Genomic DNA, 19,819 nt, shown 5'->3' with positions numbered 1-19,819 from the left:
CGGTGGCGTCAGTCAGGGATAACGGCAGTGGCGTCTATTTCCACCAGCCAGTCAGGCCGGGCCAGCGCCACAACCGTCAGGCCAGTGCAGACCGGATGCACGCCCTTCAGATATTCGCCCATGGTGCGATAAACCGGTTCGCGATGGCGCACATCTGTCAGATAGACCACCAGCTTGACCAGATGCTCCATCTGCCCGCCGGCCTCTTCGATCAATTGGCGGATGTTCTGCATCACCTTGTGGGTTTGCTCGACCGGGTCGTGGCTGGCCAGATTGACGGCTGTATCCAGGTCTTGCGGGCAGGCACCGCGCATCCACAGGGTGGTGCCCCCCCGCGTGGCGACGACCTGACACAGGTCTGTGTCCAGCTTTTGTTCGGGATAGGTGTCTTTGGTGTTGAAGGGGCGATAGCGTGTGTGGGCCAAGCTAAAATCTCCGATAAGGGTCGCGGCGCGTCAGGCCGGTGTCTGGGTGTTGCGAACGGTGGCAATGTGCTGGGCAAGGTGCTGGGCATCCTGCCAGCACCCCCAGATAAAGCTGGACCCACGCCGTGACAGCCACGGCAGGCCCAGGAAATACAGGCCGGGCAGTCTGGCAATCCCCTTGTGATGATCGGGCCGGCCCTTGGCATCAAAGGTATCAACGCGCAGCCAGCCGAAATCCTGGGTAAAGCCAGTGGCCCAGATGATGCTGCCGATCCCTTCCTTTGCCAGATCAAGGGTCAGGCGCGGTTGGGTTACATCGACCGGGTCGGGGCCGATGTCGCGCGCTGTGGGATCAGACGGCAGGTCAAGCCCCTGCGCTGCGGCAAAGGCATCTGCCTCGTCCAGCAGCGCAAGATAATAGCCATCGCCGCGGTGGATGTTGGTTTTCAGATCCTGTGCCAGCGTCAGCTTGCCATCGGCATAGGCCGTTGTGCGCCCCAACAGCGTGATGCCCTCGGCGGCCAGGGTGCGAAAGTCGATGGTGCGCCCCCCATAGGCACCGCTGACAGCGATGGTCACATGCTCCATCCCCGGCATGGGGGCCTCTAGATCCCATTTGCCAAGCTTTCCCAGCCACCAGACGAAATCCTTGCCGCGATAGCGCCGCATCGGGCGGTCATGCGGCCCGATCGACAGAAAGACGCGGCGGCCTGCGCGGTTCAACTCGTCCGCGATCTGTGTGCCGGACGACCCCGACCCCACCACCAGCACCGCGCCGGGGGGCAGTTGGCCGGGGTTGCGATAGGCGGTGGAATGCATCTGGGTGATCCCGGTGCTGGCGGGCACCACATCGGGCACCACCGGTTTCTGAAACGGGCCCGTTGCCGCCACCACATTGCGCGCTGCAATCTGGCCCTGCGATGTCTCGACCAGAAACCCATGCTCGGCCTTGGTGACCGAGGTCACCTCAACCCCGCAGCGGACCGGGGCCTTGATCTGGGCGGCATAGGCCTCGAAATAGGCGGCCACGTCCTCTTTGCCGGGAAAATCATCGGGGCCGTAGCCGGGGAATTCCAGCCCCGGAAAGCGGTCATGCCAAGCGGGGCCATTGGCCACCAGCGAATCCCACCTCTCACTGCGCCAGCGTTCGGCAATGCGCGACCGTTCCAGCACCAGATGGTCAATCCCGGCGCGGCTCAGGTGCTCGCTCATGGCGATACCGGCCTGCCCTGCCCCGACGATCACCGTATTCACCTGCTCTGCCATGCGGTTTCCCCTGTGCTGTCTGTCCCGCGCAGGATGAGATGCGAAAGGTTAGTTTCAAAGTACGAATTATATCGCCACTGATTATCTTACGCCTAATCAGTAGGAATGAAAGCCAAAAGCCCTTGCCTTGGCGTGGCAAACCATGTCCGCCTTGCCAAAAGGACCGGAGGCCAGATGTCCCTGCTTGATCTTACCGCCAGTGACCTGTCGCGCCTGATCGCAACGCGTGAGGTGAAACCGTCCGAGGTGATGGAGGCGCATCTGGCCCGTGTGGCCCAGCGCAACGGGGCGGTCAATGCCATCATCTCGGCACCCGAGCCTCAGGCGCTGATGGATCAGGCGCGCGCTGCCGATGATGCGCCGCGCAGGGGCTGGCTGCATGGGATGCCGCTGGCCGTGAAAGATCTGGTTGCGGTCAAGGGGCTGCGCACCACCTATGGCTCGCCCCTCTTTGCCGATGCCATCGCCCCGGCGGATGATCTGATCGCGCGGCGGATGCGGGCGGCGGGGGCGATTTTCACCGGCAAGACCAACACCCCCGAATGGGGCCATGGCAGCCACAGTTTCAACCCTGTGTTTGGCGTGACCCGCAACCCCTATGACCTTGCGCGCAGTGCGGGCGGGTCGTCGGGTGGGGCCGCGGCGGCACTGGCCTGCCGGATGGTGCCCTTGGCCGATGGCAGCGACATGATGGGGTCGCTGCGGAACCCCGCGGCGTTTTGCAACGTCTATGGCTTTCGCCCCAGCTGGGGGTTGGTTCCCGCCGATGCCGTGGGCGACACCCATATGGCAACGCTGGCCACCGAAGGCCCGATGGCCCGCAGCATTGAAGATATCGCGCGCTTTCTGTCGGTTCTGGCGGGGGAAAACCCCGAAGTGCCTTTCCCCCGCGCGCCCCAGCCCTATGCCGAGATGCTGACCACCGATCTGCGGGGCAAGCGCATTGGATGGCTGGGCGACTGGGGCGGGGCCTATCCGACCGAGCCCGGGATCTTGCAGCTGTGCGAGGCAGCCTTGGGTGTGTTCACCGATCAAGGCGCAGTGGTCGAGGCCGTTGCACCGCCCTTTCCCGCCGCGCAATTGTGGCAGGCGTGGCTGACCCTGCGCGCGTTTCTGAATGCCGGGGGCAAGGCCGCGCTTTACGACGACCCAAAGACCCGCGCCCAGTTGAAACCCGAAACGCTGTGGGAAATCGAACAGGGCCAGCATGTGACGGCGGCGCAGCTTTATCAGGCCACCACCATCCGGTCGCGCTGGTATGCGCGGGCGGCCAAACTGTTTCGCCACTATGATGCGCTTGTCATGCCCTCGGCGCAGGTCTGGCCCTTTCCGGCTGATTGGCGCTGGCCGCAGGCGATCAATGGGCAAGCCATGGACAGCTATCACCGCTGGATGGAGGTGGTGGTGCCTGTCAGCCTGATCGGCCTGCCCAGCCTTGCCTTGCCCTGCGGCTTTGGCCCCACGGGGGCGGCACCGGGCCGCGCGGCGGGCCTGCCGATGGGGATGCAACTGATCGGCCCGGCGGGCGCGGATGCGCAGATTCTGGCCATGGGACACTGCTATCATCTGGCCACCGACTGGCCAGGCCGACAACCGCCCCCGGCCCCCGACACTTGGGGTAACCGGTGCTGATGCCCGGTCGCAGACCCCAGGGTGAAAAAGGCGCAGTCGCCTTGGGCCTCGGTTCTCAGGAGATCAAGGCAGTATTGCCCAACCCGCAGCAGTGGACGGACTGTCACGATTGCGCTAACAGTGACATGAACAAACACTATCGACAATCAGGAATGCGCCATGACGCCCGCAGAACAGTCCAAAGCCGCCCTGCACATCTGCCAGCTTGCCCCCGTGGTGCCGGTTCTTGTGATTGAAGATCTGGCCCATGCCAAACCCTTGGCGCAGGCCTTGGTGGCAGGTGGCCTGCCCGCGCTGGAAGTCACCTTGCGCACCCCCTGTGCGCTGGATGCGATCCGCGCCATGGCCGAGGTGGAAGGCGGCCATGTTGGGGCCGGCACCTTGCTGACGCGCGCCGACGTCAAGGCCGCGAAAGAGGCGGGGGCCACCTATGGCGTCTCGCCGGGGGCAACGCCCGCGCTGATCGACGCCTGCTGTGAATTCGGCCTGCCCCTGCTGCCCGGCGCTGTTACGGCAAGCGAGATCATGGCCCTGCTGGAAAAGGGCTATACGGTGCAAAAGTTTTTCCCGGCCGAGCAGTCGGGTGGCGCGGCCTTTCTGAAATCGATCGGCTCGCCCTTGCCGCAGGTCAGCTTTTGCCCGACGGGCGGGATCAGCCTGAAAACCGCGCCCGATTACCTGTCGCTGAAGAACATCCTGTGCGTGGGCGGGTCTTGGGTCGCCCCCAAAGAGGCGATGGCCAAGGGCGATTGGGCGGCCATCACCGCCCTTGCCGCCCAAGCCCGCACCCTGCGCTAAGCGCCGCTTACAGCCCCATCCGGGCCGCACGCCCGCCTTTGCGGCGTGGGGCCTCGGCAGGCACCAGCGCGTCTTGCAACACCACACTCATGGGGTGGTCAGGCAGGTCCATCGCGTAATGGGCAATCAGCGAGCGCAGCGCATCGGCCTGATCGGCCCCCACGGGCAGGCTTAGCGCCCAATCAATAAAGATCGAACGGCATTCGCCCGAGGTGATGCCGTCGATCCGATAGCTTTCGCGCACCAGCCCCTTGGGGTCCGCCTCTTCAACCCGCATTGCACGTCTCCCCATGCTTATTCCCCTGTTTCAGGGCCGCCCGACGTTTGCTCCGTCATCTGCCCTGCAATCACCATTTCGGCCCGGCTGACAAGGTCGTCCAGACGGTCGGACAAGGCCCCGCTGCCGTCAACCCCGGTTTCGCGCAACAAAAAGGCCCGCCCACCTTCGCCAAGGCTGTCCATTTCAAGCGGCCCTTCGGTCAACAGGCGCGACCCGCATTGCAGCCGCCACATCAGTCTATAGGCATCGGCCAAGGTCTGAAGATCGGTTTGCGACACCCCAATCTGCTTGCCCGCCGCAATCTGCCGTTCCACCCCGCGTGCGGGGCTGCCTGCGATCAGGGCAAACATCTGGGCGCAAAGTTCGATATCCATCAGACGACCAGGGCCGTTCTTGGCCTCACAACTGCCTTGCGCGGGTTTGGCGGCCTGCAACCTGTCGCGCATGGCGGCGACATCGGCACGCACTGTGGCCCCCTGCCCCTTGCGCGGCAACAGATCCCGGCGGAAATCCTCGATTTCGGCGGCCAGCGTTGCCTCGCCCGCCAGCACCCGCGCCCGCGTCAGCGCCAGATGCTCCCATGTCCAGGCCTCAGACTCCTGATAGTTGGTAAAGCTTTGCAGACTGGTCGCCACCGGCCCCTGCCGACCCGACGGGCGCAGCCGCATGTCCACCTCATAAAGCCGCCCCTCGGGCATTTGCGCCGTCAGCGCCGTGACCAGTGCCTGCGTCAGGCGCGCGTAATAGGGCCGTGCGGCCAAGGGCTTTGGCCCGTCGGACTGATCGACACCGGCGGCATCGTAAATCACGATCAGATCGAGGTCAGACCCGGCATTCAGCCGCGCCGCGCCCAGACTGCCCATCCCCAACACCACCGCCCCACGGCCCGGCGGCGGGCCATAACGGCGGGCAAATTCGCAAACCACGACAGGCCAAATCGCGGCCACCACCGCCTCGGCCAGATCGGCATAGCTTTTCCCGGCCTCGAACGCGTCAATCAACCCACGCAGATGATGCACCCCGACGCGGAAATGCCATTCCTTCATCCACCGCCGGGCGGTATCCAGCTTTTTCTCGTAATCCGGCACCTCGGCCAAGCTGCGCGCCAAATCATCGCGCAGGCCCGCCATGCCGGGCCAAGGCGCCCAGAAACTGCCGCCAATCACCGCATCCAGCACGCCCGCATTGCGCGACAGATACCGGGCAAGCTGGGGCGAGGTGCCAGCGATATCAACGATCAACTCGACCAGCGTCGGGTTGGCCTCGAACAGCGAAAAGATCTGCACCCCGGCAGGCAGGCCCGCCAGAAAACCATCCAACGCCAGCAGCGCCTCATCCGAATGGGCCACCGTCATCAACTGTTTCAGCAGTTGCGGACGCAGGCGGCGAAAGATGGCTTGCGCCCTCTCGCTGCGCAGGGCGGGATAATGCATCCAGCCCTTGACGATCTCGCGCGCCGTTTCCGAAAGTTCGGGGCCGGATTCCGCTTCGGCGGGGGTAAAAAAGCCTTCGGTCAGATGGTCGGTGCGGGCCAACCGTTGCAGCAGACCGGCGCGGAAATCCGCGTCACTCTGCCCACAGAAATCAGCAATCCGCGCCACACCTTCGGCGCTGGTCGGCATGTCATGGGTCTGCGCATCGCCCACCATCTGCAACCGATGCTCGACCTCACGATGCGCGCGATAAAGCGCCGTCAATTCCTCGGCAACCTCGGGCGGCACCCAGCCCTTGGCGGCCAGTGCCGCCAGCCCGCCCACCGTGGTGCGGTCGCGCAAGTCGGGGTCGCGGCCCCCGGCGATCAACTGACGGGTCTGGGTAAAGAACTCGATTTCCCGTATCCCCCCCGCACCCAGCTTCATGTTATGCCCCTCGACCACAATGGGGCCGTGCAGGCCACGATGGTCGCGGATGCGCAGGCGCATGTCATGGGCATCTTGGATGGCGGCAAAATCCAGATGCTTGCGCCAGACGAAGGGCGTCAGCTCCGTCAGAAACCGCGCGCCCGCCGCCAGATCGCCCGCACAGGGGCGTGCCTTGATATAGGCTGCGCGTTCCCATGTGCGGCCCACGCTTTCGTAATAGGCTTCAGCCGCCGCCATCGACAGGCAGACCGGCGTCACGCTGGCATCGGGGCGCAAACGCAGATCGGTGCGAAAGACATAGCCCTCGGATGTCAGATCTTGCAGCATCGCCGTCATCTTGCGGGTGACGCGAATAAAGGCGGCACGGGCCTCTTGTTCTTCGCCGGGATAGCGGGTTTCGTCAAAAAGGCAGATCAGGTCGATGTCGGACGAATAGTTCAACTCGCCCGCGCCCATCTTGCCCATGGCCAGCGCCACCATGCCGCCTGCGGTTTCGGCATCCTCGGCCACGGCCCCCGGCAGTTTGCCGCGCCGGATTTCTTCGGCCACCAGCCGCTTCATCGTCAGATCAACCGCCGTATCCGCCAGCCGCGTCAGCGCACCCGTCACCGCCTCCAGCGGCCAGACGCCGCCCAGATCGGCCAGTGCTGTCAGCAAGGCCAGCCGCCGCTTGGCCCGGCGCAGGCCTGCGCCCAGATCCTCTAGCGCAAGGGCCGAAAGGCTGGCCAACTCGGCCTCTAGCGCCGCTTCGGGCGCGCCTGAAAGGGCCGGGCGCAACCAATCGGCCTCGCGCTGCATCAACCCCCTTAGAAACGGGCTGCACCCTGCCGTGCCCGCCAGCAGGCCCGCAAGTTCGGGGCCCAGATCGGCAAAGCTGGCCCGTGCCTCGTCGGCTGGGCTGGTGTCATGGGGCAAAGGCTGGCGGGTCAGGCGGGTGCGGAAATCTGTCATGATCCTTGCAGATGACCCCAAGCCCGCGCCGGGGTCAATCGTGCGCGCTTGTCGCGCCATTCGGTTTTCGTCACTCTGCCCCTGATACAGGAGCCCGCCATGTCCAAAAGCCTTGCCCGCGTGAATGCAGCCCTGGCCGCTGCCGGCATCGACAGCACACCCATCGAGATCGCAACCGAAACGCGCACCGCCCAGCAGGCAGCCGATGCGGCGGGCTGTGCGCTGGATCAAATCGTCAAATCGATCCTGTTTCAGGGCCAAAGCGGGCAGCTGTATCTGTTCCTGACCGCCGGCGGCAATCAGGTTGATACGGCCAAAGCCTCGGCCCTTGTGGGTGAACCGCTGGCACGGGCAGAAATCGCCACCGTGCGCGCCGTCACCGGCTTTGCCATCGGCGGGGTGGCGCCGATTGGCCACCTGACACCCTGCCCCACATGGATCGACCCGCGCCTGATGGAGTTTGCCACCGTTTGGGCCGCCGCAGGCACCCCGCGCCACATCTTCCCCTGTTCCCCCGCCGCATTGCAGCGGGCCAGTGGCGCGCATCTGGCGGTGTTTACCGAGGGAGAAGGCCGTGCGACCGCCGCACGAAAAGAATGTGAATAAGTTTTACATCACCCCTTGTGCAAGACCCGCACCCGTCCCATCTTGGGTCATGTGAAAGACATTCACATCAACCCTTGAACGGAGTTTCGCCATGAATACCTACTCTGCAACCGCCCCGATAACGGACCGCCCGACCTCGGACCGGCAGGCCGGCGGGTTCTGGGGTGGGATCGCGGCCCGCCTGCGTGGCGCCGAAGCCTGGCTTGACCGCAAAGGGCGCGGGGCCTGGATCGCCGCGATGGTCGTTGGCTTTATCGCCTTCTGGCCGCTGGGCCTGTTCTTCGTCGCCTATATGACCATGACCAACCGTTGGAGCAAAACCATGTTCGGAACCTGCAGCCACCGCCGCCACGCCCGTGATTGGCAAACCGCCCACCGCGTCGGCCGCCCCTCGGGCAACTCGGCCTTTGATGCCTACAAGGCCGATACCCTGCGCCGTCTGGAAGAAGAGCAAGGCGCGTTCGAGGCCTTTCTGGATCGGCTGCGCGCCGCCAAGGACAAATCGGAATTCGACGCCTTTATGGAAGACCGCGCCAAGGGCGTGACATCCGGCACCGATGACACCCCACGCGGCGAAGACAACCGGCGCGGCGAATACTAAGCCCATCGGGTGGCCCCTGTGCGGGCCACCCTTCCCCACAGTCTCAGGATCGGTTCGATGAGCTTTACCATGTATTCCACCCAGCCCGACCCCGAGCGTCACGCCGAATTCTACGACGGCGTTCTGATGAAACGGTTTCTGGCCTGGCTGTTCGATCTTGTTCTGATCGCAATCATCACGGCGATGATCGTGCCGTTTACAGCCTTTACCGCGTTGTTCTTCCTGCCGGTTCTGTTTTTGACGGTGGGGTTCGTCTATCGCTGGCTGACGCTGTCGGGCCGGTCGGCCACCTGGGGCATGCGGTTGGTCAGCATCGAATTTCTGGATCGTCAGGGCAGCCGGTTTGACTCGGCCACAGCTCTTTTGTGGACCATCGGCTATTCTGTATCGATGGCCTTCGTGCTGCCCCAGATCCTGTCAGCGGTGCTGATGATTCTGTCGCCGCGTGTGCAGGGCCTGACCGACCTTGTGGTCGGCTCGGTCGCGATCAACAGCCCGGCCATGCGCTAAGTCTGCCCTGGCCCCACGCTTCCCGGCAGAAAACCGCAATTCGCCCCTGAAGTTGCGGTTTTTCGTTCTTGGCCTGTGGCACGGTCCTTGCTAACCTCATTGGCGTTTGAGCACGGACATTATGCGCCACACCCTTCCCATAGCGCCCCAGTTTTATGTGACGGCCCCGCAGCCCTGCCCCTATCTGGATGGGCGCATGGAACGAAAGCTGTTTACCGCGCTGCAGGGCGATCAGGCGCAGAAGCTGAACGATACCTTGTCAAAGCAGGGCTTTCGGCGCAGCCAGAATGTGCTGTATCGCCCCTCATGCTCGGAATGTTCGGCCTGCCTTTCGGCGCGCATCCGGGTGGCCGATTTCAAACCCAACCGCACCCAGCGCAAGGTGATGAAACGCGCGGCGCATCTGCGCCGCAATGCCACCAGCCCTTGGGCCACCGAAGACCAGTTCGCGCTGTTCCGCCGCTATCTTGACGCCCGCCACGCCGATGGCGGCATGGCCGATATGGATATTTTCGAATTCGCCGCGATGATCGAAGAAACCCCGATCAAAAGCCGCGTCATCGAATATTCCCGCCCGGCCGAGGCGAAAGACCAGACCCGCCCCCTGACAGCCGTCTGCCTGACCGATGTGTTCGACGATGGCCTGTCGATGGTCTACAGCTTTTATGACCCTGATCTGATCGACCTCAGCCTTGGCACCTATGTGATCCTTGATCATATCGCCATCGCGCGCGAGGCGGGCCTGCCCTATGTCTATCTGGGCTATTGGGTGCCGGGCAGCCGCAAGATGGGATACAAGGCCGCATTTTCCGCGCTTGAGATCTATAAGGCCGGGCGTTGGCAGGATATCGGCAACCCCCATGACCATGACGCCGAACTGCATCCCCTGTCGATGGACCCGATCGCCGAACAGGTTGCCCGCATCAACCTGCCCGAAGTGCGGGCCGTGCGTGAGGGCAGTTGACATCACCCGGTCTGGACGCGGCCCCTGCCTTTCCCTATATAATCGGTCAACTTAATATAAGAGGCCGAGATGACCAGCGAAGCGAAAGTCGAGGGCGCCCCCCTGATCAAGCCCTCCAGCACCGACCATCCGCTCTATGAACAGGTGGTTGATGCCTGCCGCACGGTCTTTGACCCGGAAATCCCGGTCAATATCTATGATCTGGGTCTGGTTTACACGATCGAGATCAGCCCCGAAAACGCGGTCGATATCACCATGACGCTGACAGCCCCCGGCTGCCCCGTTGCGGGCGAGATGCCGGGATGGGTGGCCGATGCTGTTGAGCCGCTGCCCGGCGTCAAGCATGTTGAGGTGAAAATGACCTTCGACCCGCCTTGGGGCATGGATATGATGAGCGACGAAGCAAGGCTGGAACTTGGATTCATGTAAATCAACCCCTGCGGCTTGATTTTACGCAATCAAACACTGTGACTTGATTTTTCGGGCAATTCCGCTAAGCTTGCCTGATGTCCCAGCTTTTCTGCATCATGACGGGTGATCTGCTCGGCTCTTCGGGGGCGGCGGATGGCGCTGTTGACGCCACCTTTCGCACCCTGACGCACAGCTTTGCGCAATTTGACCAATGGTGGCCCACATCGGGTGGCGCACGGCTGACGCGCTATCGCGGTGATGGCTGGCAGGCGCTGCTGGCCCAGCCAGACCAAGCCCTGCGCGCAGCCCTGTATCTGCTGGCCCGCCTGCGCGCGCAAGAAAGCAGCCTTGGCAGCCGCATTGCCCTTGGCTTTGGCACCATTGACAGGCTGGGCCCCGACACGCTGGCCGATGCCTCGGGCGCGGCCTTTACCGCCTCGGGCCGCCTGCTTGATGCCCTGCCACGCGGGCAGGTGCTGGCGGTTGCGGGCACTGGCATCACGCCGCTGCATCAGGCGGTGGCCCTGCTGCTGGGGGAACGGGTGCAGAAATGGTCGCCCGAGCAAGCGCAGGCTGTGGCCCTGTCGCTGGATCACAGCACAAGGATTCAGGCCGATGTCGCGGCACGCCTTGGCATTTCGGTGCAGGCGGTGAATGCACGATTGTCGGCTGCGGGCTATCCTGCCATCCTTGGCGCGCTGGATCTGTGGGATCAGGCCAATCGAAAGCTGTGGCATGACTGAAACCTTTGCAGCCCTTTTGCTGGCCCATGTTCTGGCCGATTTCGTCTTTCAGACCAAAAGCATGGCACAGGCCAAGGCTGCCGGGGGGCTGGCCGCCCTGCTGCTGCATCTGGCGCTGGTGGGGGGCCTTGCGCTGGTTGCCCTGCGCCCAACAGATGCATCAGGGCTGATGGCGGTTGCTGGGCTGACGCTGGCCCATGGCCTGATTGATCTGGCCAAGACCCGCGCCCCGCAAGATCGCTTTTGGCCCTTTGCCGCCGATCAGGCCGCGCATCTGGCCAGCCTTGCACTGGTGGCCGCCACGCTGCCCGGCCTGTGGACCGCAGGCTGGGGCACGGGCCTGTTGCCCGCGGCCACCCCCAGCCTTGCCGCCCTTGGGGCCGGGGCCATCCTTGCCACCCGCGCCGGGGGCTTTGCCATCGGCCTGTTCATGCGCCCTTGGGCCGATGTCGCCCTCGAAGGCCTGCCCGGCGGGGGCCGCATCATCGGTCATCTGGAACGGGGGCTGATCTTTCTGCTGGTGCTGGCGGGCACGGCCGAAGGCATCGGCTTTCTGATCGCCGCCAAATCGGTCTTGCGCTTTGGCGCCGTCAAAGAAGAATCGCGGCTGTCAGAATATGTGATCATCGGCACCTTGGCCTCATTCGGCTGGGCCTTTGCGGTCACGCTTGCGACAGTTGCACTGATGTCGGGCCTGCCACCGCTTGGAATTCCCGACCTTTCACCCTAAATATGACTCCAGCACGGAGGTTTTCTCATGTTCGGCATTCCCGGCAAAGCAGCAGTCACCCTGACCCCAGCCGCCACCAGGCAGATTGCAAAGCTGATGGCGCGTGATGGCAGTCAGGGTTTGCGCATCGGCGTCAAGAAAGGCGGCTGCGCGGGCATGGAATATACGATGGACTATGTGAAAGAGGTGAACCCGCTGGACGAAGTGGTCGAGCAGGACGGCGCCCGCGTGCTGATCGCACCCATGGCCCAGATGTTTCTGATCGGCACCGAGATTGATTACGAAGTCGATCTGCTGCATGCGGGCTTCAAGTTCCGCAATCCCAATGTGGCCGAGGCCTGCGGCTGCGGCGAGTCGATCAAGTTCAAGGATGCCCCCGCCGCCTGAACCCAGGGCTGCGACAGAATTCTGCCCCTATAGCCCCGCCATGGCCGTGAATGCCGCTGGCGAGGATTTTGGTTAAAGGCATCAGCCGGGGCTTTCGTTTCGCGGCAGATGGCGCTAGCCATGGGGAAAGCTTTGGGGGAATGAACATGCGCAAATTGGCCGCGGGCAACTGGAAAATGAATGGCACAGGTGAAAGCCTGGCCGAGGTAAGCGCCTTGATGCAGGCCCATCCCGCCCCCGCTTGCGACATGCTGCTGTGCCCGCCTGCCACGCTGGTGGCGCGGATGGCCGATCTGGCCCGGGGCAGCGCCGTGCAGGTCGGCGGGCAGGATTGCCATGCCGCAGCCTCGGGTGCCCATACGGGCGACATCTCGGCCGCCATGCTGGTCGATGCCGGGGCCAGCCATGTGATTTTGGGCCATTCCGAACGCCGCACCGACCATGGCGAACAAGATGCCACCGTTCATGCCAAAACCAAGGCCGCATGGGCTGCGGGGCTGATCGCCGTGGTTTGCCTGGGCGAGACCGAGACCCAACGCGATGCGGGCCAGACGCTGGATGTGATCGGCACCCAACTGGTCGGCTCGTTGCCAGACGGGGCCACGGCCGCGAATACCGTGATCGCTTATGAACCGGTCTGGGCCATCGGCACCGGACGGACCCCGACCTTGGCAGAAATTGCCGAGGTGCATCAGTTTCTGCGCACCCGCCTGACCGCCCGCATCGGGGCCGAGGCTGCGGGGGTGCGGCTGCTGTATGGCGGTTCGGTCAAGCCGTCGAATGCGGCAGAGATCTTTGCCCTGCCACATGTCGATGGCGCATTGGTGGGCGGGGCCAGCCTGAAAGCGGCCGATTTCGGGGCCATCGTCGCGGCCCTGTCGGCCGCCTGACGCCCCCGGCCCGGCAAGGCCCTTGGCCGCACTTGCGCCGCCCCGTCGATCGGCGCTAAGCCTGCGGCATGAAAAGCCTGAGCCAATCCCCGACCGACGCTGCCTTTGTGCAGAACCCCTATCCGTTCTATGAACAGGCCCGCGCACTGGGCCCGTTTTTCCATTGGCAAGACTATGGGCTGATCTGCACGCCCTCGGCAGCCGCCTGCAACGCCATCTTTCGCGACCGCCGCTTTGGCCGCGAGGCCCCGCCCGAAAAGGCCCGGCCCGTCGCGCCGCATACCGCCCCGTTCTACGCGGTCGAGGCCCATTCGATGCTGGAGTTGGAGCCGCCCCGGCACACCCGCCTGCGCAGCCTTGTGCTGCGGGCCTTTACCTCACGCCGCATCGCAGGCATGCAGCCCGAGGTGGCACGACTGGCCCATGATCTGATCGACCGGATGCCCGAGGGCGAGGTTGACCTGATCACCGCCTTTGCCCAGCCGATTCCGGTCATCATCATCGCCCGCCTGTTGGGCGTGCCCGAAGCGATGGCAGATCAGCTGCTGGCCTGGTCGAATGCGATGGTCGGCATGTATCAGGCCCGCCGCACGCATCAGATGGAACTTGATGCCGCCCAGGCCGCCGCCGATTTTTCCGACTTTCTGCGCGGCTATGTCGAACAGCGCCGCGCCCAGCCCGCCGATGATCTGATCACCCAACTGATCGCCGCCGAAGCCGAGGGCGAGCGGTTGTCGACCGATGAGCTGATCACCACCTGCATCCTGCTGCTGAACGCGGGGCATGAGGCGACGGTTCACACCATCGGCAATGGCGTCAAACTGCTGTTACAGACCAAGACACCCGCCGCGATGCTGGAACCCGACCGCATCGAAGGCACAGTGGAAGAGATTTTGCGCCATGATCCGGCGCTGCACATGTTCACCCGCTGGGCCTATGACGAGGTTGAGGTGATGGGCCACAAGTTCCAGCGCGGCGATCAGGTGGCGCTGCTGCTGGCCGCCGCCAACCGCGACCCTGCCCTGTGGGACAGGCCAGATCAGTTCCTGCCTGCGCGCCCCGATCGGGCAAACCTGACCTTTGGGGCGGGCCTGCATTTCTGCGTTGGCGCGCCTTTGGCCCGGCTGGAATTGCAAACCGCCCTGCCGATCCTGTTTCAGCGCCGCCCCGGCCTGCATCTGGTGGGCAAGCCGCGCTATGCCGATCTGTATCATTTTCACGGGTTAGAGCGGTTGATGGTGGCGGGCTAGGCCCGCCGTCACACCGGCAAGACGGTGGTGGATTTGATCTCCTCCATGCTCAGCAAAGCTGTCACGTTGTAAATCTTCACCTCAGAAATCAGGGCCTGATAAAAGCTGTCATAGGCCCGCGCATTCTTGACCCGCACCTTCAGGATGTAATCAATATCGCCTGCAAGGCGATGCGCCTCCAGCACTTCGGGGCGTTCTTGCAAGGTCTTCAGGAACTTGCGCTGCCAATCGGCCTCATGCTCGCTGGTGCGGATCAGCACGAAGAAACAGGCCTCCAGCCCCAAGGCCTCGGCATCCAGAATGGCGGTCTGCCGGGTGATCACGCCCAGATCCTTCATCTTCTTGATGCGGTTCCAGACCGGGGTCTTGGATGACCCCACCTTGCGGGCGATTTCGTCCAGCGACTGGCTGGCATCCTGCTGCAATTCAGCAAGGATTTTCCGATCCAGTTCATCCAGTTGGGCGGCCATTCGCTTTATCCCCTGTTTCACGGAATGAACGCATCATCCCGGCGGCAGATTAGAACAAACGTCCTTATCTGCAAGGGGTCATGGCCAATTCGCAGGAAAATATCCTATATTCAGCGCAAGACAGCACAGGGTTTTGCGATGACCGACCTTCCCGCCTCCAGCCTTTCCCCCGTTACGTTTGTCGGTGCCGGTCCGGGTGCCGCCGATCATCTGACGCTGGGCGCGCTGCGGGCGCTGCAACAGGCCGAAGTGGTGATCCATGATCGTCTGGTCGGCCCCGAGGTTCTGGCCCTGATTCCGCTGACGGTGCAGCGTGTTGATGTCGGCAAAGAGGGGTTTGGCCCCTCGACCACGCAAGAGACCATCAATGCGGCCATTGTCTTTCACGCCCAAAGCGGGCGGCGCGTGGTGCGGCTTAAGGGGGGCGATTGCGGCATTTTCGGCCGTCTGGATGAAGAGATCGACGCGCTGCACGCCGCCGGCATCGGCTTTCGCATCCTGCCCGGCCTGACATCGGCCAGTGTGGCTGCCGCCAACATCGGCCAAAGCCTGACGAAACGTGGCCGCAACGCCAGCCTGCGCATCATCACCGGGCATGACATGGCCGGATTTGCCGAGCAGGATTGGCGTGGCCTTGCCCGCAGCGGCGAGGTGGCGGCCATCTACATGGGCAAGAAATCCAGCCGCTTTTTGCAAGGCCGCCTGCTGATGCACGGGGCCTCGGGGGCCACGCCCGTCACGCTGGTGGAAAACGTCAGCCGCGCCGATCAGCAGATCATCGCCGCCACGCTGGCCACCCTGCCCGAGGCTGCGGCCCGCTGTTCTGGCCCTGCTGTCATCCTTTTCGGCCTTGCCCCGCGCCAGGCTGCCCAAATCCTTCCCGACCAGATCCTTGCAGAATTGAAAGAGGCCCGTCCATGAGCCGCCGCTTCACCCCCAAAGTCGTCACCGCCAACCGTCTGCGCGAAGGTGATGTCGTCTATCTGACCGCCGATGACCGCTGGACGCAGATCCATGCCGAGGCAGAGCTGATCGAGGACGAGGCCCACGCGCAATTGCGCCTGCTGCATGCGGCCGCGCAAAAGCTGTTGGTGGTCGGCCCCTATCTGGCCGATGCCAAACCGGGGACAAAGGGCCCCGAACCTACCCATTTCCGCGAAGAATTCCGCACCCGTGGGCCTTCGAACTATAACCACGGCAAGCAAGCCGATCTGGCAAGCTGAGGGCTGAACCATGTATAAATACAACGACTTCGACGAAGCTTTCGTGCGCGCCCGCGTGGCCCAGTTCAGCCATCAGGTGGACCGCCGCCTTGACGGTTCCCTGACCGAAGAAGAATTCCGCCCGCTGCGCCTGATGAACGGGCTTTATCTGCAGCTGCATGCCTATATGCTGCGGGTCGCTATTCCCTATGGCACGCTGAACCCGCATCAGATGCGGCAACTGGCCTATATCGCCGACACCTGGGACAAGGGCTATGGCCACTTTACCACCCGGCAGAACATTCAGTTCAACTGGCCCAAACTGCCCGATGTGCCCGCCATCCTGTCGGCCTTGGCCGATGTCGAAATGCACGCCATCCAGACCAGCGGCAATTGCGTGCGCAATGTCACCGCCGACCATTTCGCCGGTGCTGCCGCGGATGAGGTGGAAGACCCCCGCCCCTATGCCGAACTCCTCCGCCAATGGTCCACCGACCATCCCGAATTCCAGTTCCTGCCGCGCAAGTTCAAGATCGCGATCACAGGTGCTGCCCATGACCGGGCTGTGACGGCGGCCCATGACATCGGCCTGCGTCTGGTCAAGAACGACAAGGGCGAGACGGGCTTTGCCGTTCTGGTGGGCGGGGGCCTTGGCCGCACGCCGCTGATCGGGCAAGCGGTGCGCGATTTCGTGCCCGTGGCCGATCTGTTGCCCTATGTCGAGGCTGTGCTTAGCGTCTATAACACCTTGGGTCGGCGCGATAACAAGTATAAGGCGCGCATCAAGATCACCCTGCATGAGACGGGAAAGGAAGAACTTTCCCGCATGATCGAAGAGCGGTTCGCCGAACTGCGCCCGCTGTTTGGCGGCAATGATCAAAAGCTGCTGGCCGAGATCAAAGAGGCCTTTGCCGCGCCCGCCTTTCGCAACGCCCCGACCGAGGCCTATGACGCCTTTTACAAGGCCGATCCGGTGTTCCGGTCCTGGGCCGATACCAACCTGTCGGCCCATCGCAACGACCAATATGCCATCGTCACCATCAGCATCAAGGCGCATGGCCAGACACCGGGCGACGCCACCAGCGACCAGATGCGCCTGATGGCCGATTTGGCCGAACGCTATGGCCATGGCGAATTGCGCATCAGCCACGAACAGAACGTGATCCTGCCGCATGTCCACAAGTCTGATCTGCCTGCCGTTCATGCGGCGCTGTCGCAGGTGGGCCTTGCTACGGCCAATGTCGGCCTGATCTCTGATATCATCGCCTGCCCCGGCATGGATTATTGCGCCCTGGCCACGGCCCGCTCGATCCCGATTGCCACCCAGATCGCCGAACGCTTCAAGGCGCTGGATCTGGAGCATGAGGTGGGGCCGATGAAGATCAAGATCTCGGGCTGCATCAATGCCTGCGGGCATCACCATGTCGGCCATATCGGTATTCTGGGCCTCGACCGCGCAGGCGTGGAAAACTATCAGATCACGCTGGGCGGCGACGGCACTGAAACCGCCAGCATCGGCGAGAAGATGGGCCCCGGCTTTGCCTATGATGACATCGTGCCCGCCATCGAACGGATCGTGCGCGCCTATCTGGAACTTCGGTCGGAACCTGCCGAAACCTTCCTGCACACTGTCCGCCGCCTTGGGCTGGACCCGTTCAAGGCCGCCCTTTACGGGCAGGAAGGTGCGCGTGATGCCGCGTGACCTGCACCAAGGCGATGTGGCCGAACGTGTGGCGGCGCTGAACGCGCGCTATCGCCACCATTCGGCCACGGCCGTGCTGGAACATGCCTTGCGCGACGATGATCTGGGCCGTGTGGCGCTGGTGTCTTCGTTTGGGGCGGAATCGGTGGTGCTGTTGCATCTGGTGTCGGTGATCGCGCCCGAAACCCCGGTTCTGTTCATCGACACGCGAATGCTGTTCCCCGAAACGCTGGCCTATCAGCGCGAGGTGGCCGAGAAACTGCCCCTGTGCGACATCCGCACCATCCGCGCCGCCCAGCCCCGCGTCGCGTTCGAAGACCCCGACGGCACGTTGCACCAGTTCAACACCGATGCCTGCTGCCATGTGCGCAAGGTAGAACCGCTGGAACGTGCCCTGGCCGGTTTCGATGGCTGGATCACCGGGCGCAAACGCTTTCAGGGGGCCACCCGCGAAGCGGTGAATTTCTTCGAAGCCGAAGGCGATCTGCGGATCAAGGTCAACCCCTTGGCCCATTGGGGCCGCGAAGACCTTGACGACTACATGATCAACAACCGCCTGCCCCGGCATCCGCTGGTAGCCAAGGGCTTTCCCTCTATCGGCTGCGCGCCCTGCACCAGCGCCGTCAAACCCGGCGAAGACCCCAGATCAGGCCGCTGGCGCGGCAGCCAGAAAACCGAATGCGGCATCCATTTCATTGATGGCAAAGCCGTTCGCATCAAAAAGGAGGACGCAGCATGAGCGTCATCGTCACCGATCAGGGCTTTCAGCCCAGCCCCCCCGTCAGCGCCGTTCCGCTGGCCGATCTGGCCGCGCATCAGGGCGTGGTGGATCTGGCCCATACGGATGATCCCACCGCACTGGCCGCGCATCTTGATCAGGTGCAGCTGATCCGAATCTCCTTTCCGGCCTTTTCAGATGGGCGCGCCTTTACCGTCGCGCGCCGTCTGCGGATGATGGGCTATACGGGCGAATTGCGTGCCATGGGGCCGGTGATTGCCGATCAATATGCCATGGCGCGGCGCGTGGGCTTTGATTCGGTCGAGATCTCTGACGATCTGGCCGCCCGCCAACCTGCCCCGCAATGGCAGTTCCGCGCCGACTGGCAGGCCCATCACTATCAGGCCCGCCTGCGCGCCTGACCCGGCTGGAAAAGGCCGACCGCCCTTGGATTGATAGGTCAGGCGGCGCAGTGCCGCCTTTCATCTGATATGGATCAAAGCTACAAAAGGAACACCGGTTTAGGCCGGATGTGCATTCACATGACCGAAGCGAGCCTTATGACCGAAACTGTCGCCGCCAAACCCGCAAAAGCGCATCTGCCCGATGCGGCCATCGTCACCGAAGTCACGCATTGGACCGACCGGCTGTTTTCCTTCCGGGTCGAGCGCCCGCAATCGCTGCGCTTTCGGTCGGGTGAATTCGTGATGATCGGCCTGTTGGGCGACAACGGCAAACCGCTCTTGCGCGCCTATTCCATCGCCTCGCCCAATTGGGACGAAGGGCTGGAGTTCTATTCGATCAAGGTGCCCGACGGCCCGCTGACCAGCCGGCTGCAACACATCAAGGTGGGGGACGAAATCATCCTGCGCCCCAAACCGGTCGGCACCCTGGTGCATGATGCCCTGTTGCCGGGCAAACGCATCTGGTTTCTGGCCACCGGCACCGGCATCGCGCCCTTCGCCAGCCTGATGCGCGACCCCGAGACTTATGAGAAGTATGATCAGGTCATCATGATGCACACCTGCCGCGAGGTGGCCGAGCTGGAATACGGCCGCCAACTGGTGGAAAACCTGCAAAATGATCCGCTGATTGGCGAAATGGTGGCCGGCAAGCTGCTGTATTACCCCACCACCACGCGCGAAGACTTTCCCCATATGGGCCGCGTCACCGACAATCTGTCGTCGGGCAAGGTCTTTGCCGATCTGAATCTGCCGCCGATGAACCCCGAAACCGACCGCGCCATGGTTTGCGGCAGCCTTGCCTTCAACGTCGATGTCAAAGCCATCCTTGAAGGTTTTGGCCTGCGCGAAGGCGCCAATTCAGACCCCAAGGAATATGTGGTCGAAAAGGCCTTTGTCGGCGACGGCATCTAAGACCGCCCGCAAGACCAGCCCGGCAAGACCCAAAACGAAAAGGCC

At 63.4% G+C, this 19,819-nt stretch carries 23 protein-coding genes; 18 read left to right on the top strand and 5 right to left on the bottom strand.

Annotation, left to right across the window (positions count from 1 at the left end; all coding sequences use genetic code 11):
• Positions 1-8: 8 nt before the first annotated feature.
• Both V3C85_RS09590 and V3C85_RS09585 read right to left on the bottom strand, forming a co-directional pair.
• Positions 9-425, bottom strand: coding sequence for a RidA family protein (locus V3C85_RS09590; protein ID WP_331794861.1), 417 nt, complete (start codon positions 423-425; stop codon positions 9-11).
• Between the two features lie 30 nt (positions 426-455).
• A complete protein-coding gene (locus V3C85_RS09585) occupies positions 456-1,691 on the bottom strand; it encodes a flavin-containing monooxygenase (RefSeq protein WP_331794860.1) in 1,236 nt (411 codons plus the stop codon).
• A 174-nt stretch (positions 1,692-1,865) separates the two neighbouring features.
• On the opposite strand from V3C85_RS09585, the gene V3C85_RS09580 reads away from it, so the two are divergent.
• Positions 1,866-3,323 carry an amidase gene (locus tag V3C85_RS09580; RefSeq protein WP_331794859.1) on the top strand — a complete coding sequence of 486 codons (1,458 nt, stop codon included), beginning with the start codon at positions 1,866-1,868 and terminating at the stop codon, positions 3,321-3,323.
• 159 nt (positions 3,324-3,482) lie between these two features.
• Positions 3,483-4,121: a bifunctional 4-hydroxy-2-oxoglutarate aldolase/2-dehydro-3-deoxy-phosphogluconate aldolase gene (eda, locus tag V3C85_RS09575; RefSeq protein WP_331794858.1), complete on the top strand. Its 639-nt coding sequence runs from the start codon at positions 3,483-3,485 to the stop codon at positions 4,119-4,121.
• A gap of 7 nt (positions 4,122-4,128) precedes the next feature.
• Here eda and V3C85_RS09570 read toward each other — a convergent pair whose 3' ends face one another.
• A complete protein-coding gene (locus tag V3C85_RS09570) occupies positions 4,129-4,398 on the bottom strand; it encodes a hypothetical protein (RefSeq protein ID WP_331795274.1) in 270 nt (89 codons plus the stop codon).
• Between the two features lie 17 nt (positions 4,399-4,415).
• Positions 4,416-7,214 (bottom strand): [protein-PII] uridylyltransferase family protein, encoded by a 2,799-nt coding sequence (locus V3C85_RS09565; RefSeq protein WP_331794857.1) that lies wholly within the window; start codon positions 7,212-7,214, stop codon positions 4,416-4,418.
• A gap of 99 nt (positions 7,215-7,313) precedes the next feature.
• On the opposite strand from V3C85_RS09565, the gene V3C85_RS09560 reads away from it, so the two are divergent.
• The 10 genes from V3C85_RS09560 (at position 7,314) to V3C85_RS09515 (ending at position 14,306) form a co-directional block, all read left to right on the top strand.
• On the top strand, positions 7,314-7,820 hold the full coding sequence (locus tag V3C85_RS09560; RefSeq protein ID WP_331794856.1) for a YbaK/EbsC family protein: 507 nt from the start codon (positions 7,314-7,316) through the stop codon (positions 7,818-7,820).
• Positions 7,821-7,911: 91 nt separating this feature from the next.
• On the top strand, positions 7,912-8,421 hold the full coding sequence (locus V3C85_RS09555; protein ID WP_331794855.1) for a DUF2852 domain-containing protein: 510 nt from the start codon (positions 7,912-7,914) through the stop codon (positions 8,419-8,421).
• 57 nt (positions 8,422-8,478) lie between these two features.
• Positions 8,479-8,931, top strand: a complete 453-nt coding sequence (locus V3C85_RS09550; RefSeq protein WP_331794854.1) for an RDD family protein — start codon at positions 8,479-8,481, stop codon at positions 8,929-8,931.
• A 121-nt stretch (positions 8,932-9,052) separates the two neighbouring features.
• Positions 9,053-9,895 carry an arginyltransferase gene (locus V3C85_RS09545; RefSeq protein WP_331794853.1) on the top strand — a complete coding sequence of 281 codons (843 nt, stop codon included), beginning with the start codon at positions 9,053-9,055 and terminating at the stop codon, positions 9,893-9,895.
• A gap of 69 nt (positions 9,896-9,964) precedes the next feature.
• Positions 9,965-10,324: an SUF system Fe-S cluster assembly protein gene (locus V3C85_RS09540; protein ID WP_331794852.1), complete on the top strand. Its 360-nt coding sequence runs from the start codon at positions 9,965-9,967 to the stop codon at positions 10,322-10,324.
• Between the two features lie 77 nt (positions 10,325-10,401).
• Positions 10,402-11,049 carry a hypothetical protein gene (locus V3C85_RS09535; RefSeq protein WP_331794851.1) on the top strand — a complete coding sequence of 216 codons (648 nt, stop codon included), beginning with the start codon at positions 10,402-10,404 and terminating at the stop codon, positions 11,047-11,049.
• Positions 11,042-11,779 carry a DUF3307 domain-containing protein gene (locus tag V3C85_RS09530; protein WP_331794850.1) on the top strand — a complete coding sequence of 246 codons (738 nt, stop codon included), beginning with the start codon at positions 11,042-11,044 and terminating at the stop codon, positions 11,777-11,779. Before V3C85_RS09535 ends, V3C85_RS09530 begins: the two co-directional genes overlap by 8 nt.
• 27 nt (positions 11,780-11,806) lie before the next feature.
• Positions 11,807-12,166: a HesB/IscA family protein gene (locus tag V3C85_RS09525; RefSeq protein WP_331794849.1), complete on the top strand. Its 360-nt coding sequence runs from the start codon at positions 11,807-11,809 to the stop codon at positions 12,164-12,166.
• A gap of 146 nt (positions 12,167-12,312) precedes the next feature.
• Complete coding sequence (tpiA, locus tag V3C85_RS09520; RefSeq protein ID WP_331794848.1) at positions 12,313-13,056, top strand: triose-phosphate isomerase; 744 nt, start codon at positions 12,313-12,315, stop codon at positions 13,054-13,056.
• 68 nt (positions 13,057-13,124) lie between these two features.
• A complete protein-coding gene (locus V3C85_RS09515; RefSeq protein ID WP_331794847.1) occupies positions 13,125-14,306 on the top strand; it encodes a cytochrome P450 in 1,182 nt (393 codons plus the stop codon).
• Between the two features lie 8 nt (positions 14,307-14,314).
• On the opposite strand, the gene V3C85_RS09510 is transcribed toward V3C85_RS09515, so the two are convergent.
• Positions 14,315-14,776 (bottom strand): Lrp/AsnC family transcriptional regulator, encoded by a 462-nt coding sequence (locus tag V3C85_RS09510; protein WP_331794846.1) that lies wholly within the window; start codon positions 14,774-14,776, stop codon positions 14,315-14,317.
• Between the two features lie 138 nt (positions 14,777-14,914).
• Here V3C85_RS09510 and cobA point away from each other — a divergent pair, with 138 nt between their 5' ends.
• The 6 genes from cobA to V3C85_RS09480 all read left to right on the top strand — a co-directional run bounded on the left by cobA (position 14,915) and on the right by V3C85_RS09480 (position 19,774).
• Entirely contained in the window at positions 14,915-15,697 is a 783-nt protein-coding gene (gene cobA / locus V3C85_RS09505; RefSeq protein WP_331794845.1) for a uroporphyrinogen-III C-methyltransferase, read from the top strand.
• Complete coding sequence (locus tag V3C85_RS09500) at positions 15,694-15,999, top strand: DUF2849 domain-containing protein (RefSeq protein WP_331794844.1); 306 nt, start codon at positions 15,694-15,696, stop codon at positions 15,997-15,999. The genes cobA and V3C85_RS09500 overlap by 4 nt, the downstream gene beginning before the upstream one ends.
• A 10-nt stretch (positions 16,000-16,009) precedes the next feature.
• Complete coding sequence (locus tag V3C85_RS09495; protein ID WP_331794843.1) at positions 16,010-17,680, top strand: nitrite/sulfite reductase; 1,671 nt, start codon at positions 16,010-16,012, stop codon at positions 17,678-17,680.
• The gene (locus V3C85_RS09490; RefSeq protein ID WP_331794842.1) at positions 17,670-18,419 is read left to right on the top strand and encodes a phosphoadenylyl-sulfate reductase; all 750 of its coding nucleotides are present in this window, start codon (positions 17,670-17,672) and stop codon (positions 18,417-18,419) included. The genes V3C85_RS09495 and V3C85_RS09490 overlap by 11 nt, the downstream gene beginning before the upstream one ends.
• The gene (locus tag V3C85_RS09485) at positions 18,416-18,820 is read left to right on the top strand and encodes a DUF934 domain-containing protein (protein WP_331794841.1); all 405 of its coding nucleotides are present in this window, start codon (positions 18,416-18,418) and stop codon (positions 18,818-18,820) included. The genes V3C85_RS09490 and V3C85_RS09485 overlap by 4 nt, the downstream gene beginning before the upstream one ends.
• 120 nt (positions 18,821-18,940) lie before the next feature.
• Positions 18,941-19,774 carry a ferredoxin--NADP reductase gene (locus tag V3C85_RS09480; RefSeq protein ID WP_331794840.1) on the top strand — a complete coding sequence of 278 codons (834 nt, stop codon included), beginning with the start codon at positions 18,941-18,943 and terminating at the stop codon, positions 19,772-19,774.
• Positions 19,775-19,819: the final 45 nt, after the last annotated feature.

The organism is Pseudotabrizicola sp. L79 (genome assembly GCF_036553525.1).
GTDB lineage: Bacteria > Pseudomonadota > Alphaproteobacteria > Rhodobacterales > Rhodobacteraceae > Pseudotabrizicola.
The sequence above is the reverse complement of the archived record's forward strand: the minus strand, read 5'-3'. Positions and strand labels throughout refer to the sequence as shown.

What these genes read in the sequence shown, in the direction of transcription:
- V3C85_RS09585 (WP_331794860.1), bottom strand. Translation starts at nt 1,691, where the DNA reads ATGGCAGAGCAGGTGAATACGGTGATCGTCGGGGCAGGGCAGGCCGGT.
- V3C85_RS09580 (WP_331794859.1), top strand. Translation starts at nt 1,866, where the DNA reads ATGTCCCTGCTTGATCTTACCGCCAGTGACCTGTCGCGCCTGATCGCA.
- eda (WP_331794858.1), top strand. Translation starts at nt 3,483, where the DNA reads ATGACGCCCGCAGAACAGTCCAAAGCCGCCCTGCACATCTGCCAGCTT.
- V3C85_RS09570 (WP_331795274.1), bottom strand. Translation starts at nt 4,398, where the DNA reads ATGCGGGTTGAAGAGGCGGACCCCAAGGGGCTGGTGCGCGAAAGCTAT.
- V3C85_RS09565 (WP_331794857.1), bottom strand. Translation starts at nt 7,214, where the DNA reads ATGACAGATTTCCGCACCCGCCTGACCCGCCAGCCTTTGCCCCATGAC.
- V3C85_RS09560 (WP_331794856.1), top strand. Translation starts at nt 7,314, where the DNA reads ATGTCCAAAAGCCTTGCCCGCGTGAATGCAGCCCTGGCCGCTGCCGGC.
- V3C85_RS09555 (WP_331794855.1), top strand. Translation starts at nt 7,912, where the DNA reads ATGAATACCTACTCTGCAACCGCCCCGATAACGGACCGCCCGACCTCG.
- V3C85_RS09550 (WP_331794854.1), top strand. Translation starts at nt 8,479, where the DNA reads ATGAGCTTTACCATGTATTCCACCCAGCCCGACCCCGAGCGTCACGCC.
- V3C85_RS09545 (WP_331794853.1), top strand. Translation starts at nt 9,053, where the DNA reads ATGCGCCACACCCTTCCCATAGCGCCCCAGTTTTATGTGACGGCCCCG.
- V3C85_RS09540 (WP_331794852.1), top strand. Translation starts at nt 9,965, where the DNA reads ATGACCAGCGAAGCGAAAGTCGAGGGCGCCCCCCTGATCAAGCCCTCC.
- V3C85_RS09535 (WP_331794851.1), top strand. Translation starts at nt 10,402, where the DNA reads ATGTCCCAGCTTTTCTGCATCATGACGGGTGATCTGCTCGGCTCTTCG.
- V3C85_RS09530 (WP_331794850.1), top strand. Translation starts at nt 11,042, where the DNA reads ATGACTGAAACCTTTGCAGCCCTTTTGCTGGCCCATGTTCTGGCCGAT.
- V3C85_RS09525 (WP_331794849.1), top strand. Translation starts at nt 11,807, where the DNA reads ATGTTCGGCATTCCCGGCAAAGCAGCAGTCACCCTGACCCCAGCCGCC.
- tpiA (WP_331794848.1), top strand. Translation starts at nt 12,313, where the DNA reads ATGCGCAAATTGGCCGCGGGCAACTGGAAAATGAATGGCACAGGTGAA.
- V3C85_RS09515 (WP_331794847.1), top strand. Translation starts at nt 13,125, where the DNA reads ATGAAAAGCCTGAGCCAATCCCCGACCGACGCTGCCTTTGTGCAGAAC.
- V3C85_RS09510 (WP_331794846.1), bottom strand. Translation starts at nt 14,776, where the DNA reads ATGGCCGCCCAACTGGATGAACTGGATCGGAAAATCCTTGCTGAATTG.
- cobA (WP_331794845.1), top strand. Translation starts at nt 14,915, where the DNA reads ATGACCGACCTTCCCGCCTCCAGCCTTTCCCCCGTTACGTTTGTCGGT.
- V3C85_RS09500 (WP_331794844.1), top strand. Translation starts at nt 15,694, where the DNA reads ATGAGCCGCCGCTTCACCCCCAAAGTCGTCACCGCCAACCGTCTGCGC.
- V3C85_RS09495 (WP_331794843.1), top strand. Translation starts at nt 16,010, where the DNA reads ATGTATAAATACAACGACTTCGACGAAGCTTTCGTGCGCGCCCGCGTG.
- V3C85_RS09490 (WP_331794842.1), top strand. Translation starts at nt 17,670, where the DNA reads ATGCCGCGTGACCTGCACCAAGGCGATGTGGCCGAACGTGTGGCGGCG.
- V3C85_RS09485 (WP_331794841.1), top strand. Translation starts at nt 18,416, where the DNA reads ATGAGCGTCATCGTCACCGATCAGGGCTTTCAGCCCAGCCCCCCCGTC.
- V3C85_RS09480 (WP_331794840.1), top strand. Translation starts at nt 18,941, where the DNA reads ATGACCGAAGCGAGCCTTATGACCGAAACTGTCGCCGCCAAACCCGCA.